This window comes from Alteromonas sp. 14N.309.X.WAT.G.H12 (assembly GCF_036697315.1).
GTDB lineage: Bacteria > Pseudomonadota > Gammaproteobacteria > Enterobacterales > Alteromonadaceae > Alteromonas.
Genome location: NZ_JBAHZB010000246.1, coordinates 1 through 590, shown reverse-complemented (window position 1 = coordinate 590; position 590 = coordinate 1). Strand labels below are relative to the sequence as shown.

At 45.9% G+C, this 590-nt stretch carries 1 protein-coding gene and 1 pseudogene; both read left to right on the top strand.

Going from position 1 to position 590, the window contains the following annotated elements; all coding sequences use genetic code 11:
- Window positions 1–211: hypothetical protein (locus V5298_RS20800; protein WP_332933310.1), on the top strand; the 211-nt coding region annotated here is incomplete at its 5' end.
- A pseudogene (dapD, locus tag V5298_RS20795) lies at window positions 208–590 on the top strand (2,3,4,5-tetrahydropyridine-2,6-dicarboxylate N-succinyltransferase); the annotation flags it as partial. The gene V5298_RS20800 and the pseudogene dapD, both read left to right, overlap by 4 nt.

Below are 590 nucleotides of genomic sequence, written 5' to 3'. Positions count from 1 at the left end.
TCCGGGGATCTTAGCGAAAGTGGGACACGCATTTGTAGATACCCAGGTGGTATTGAAACTGGCGAAGATCGCCACCATAGGTGAACGAGCCGAAGATATTTTTATTGTCAGCAACGATGCTGGCAAAGCATTAACCCAAGAGCAACAGGTTGCGCTGAAAAAACGCGTACTGTTTAAACTCGATCAACTTGAAGACATCAACATATCATGAACGAACTAAAAGCCATTATTGAAGACGCCTTTGAAAACCGTGACGATCTGTCGCCATCCTCTGCACCGGATGCTGTCAGAAAAGCAGTGAGTGATGCCATTGCATTGTTAAACCGCGGCGAAGCTCGGGTAGCAGAAAAAATTGCCGGAGAATGGGTTGTTCATCAATGGCTAAAAAAAGCGGTACTTTTATATTTCCGCCTCCACAACAACGATATTATCGACGGTGCTGAAACCAAATATTTCGACAAGGTACCGTTAAAATATACCGATTACACCGCTGAGCAATTTGCTTCTGAAGGGGTTCGTATCGTTCCCCCTGCTGCGGTTCGTACCGGCTCTTTTGTCGGTAAAAATGTGGTGGTCATGCCCTCTTACGT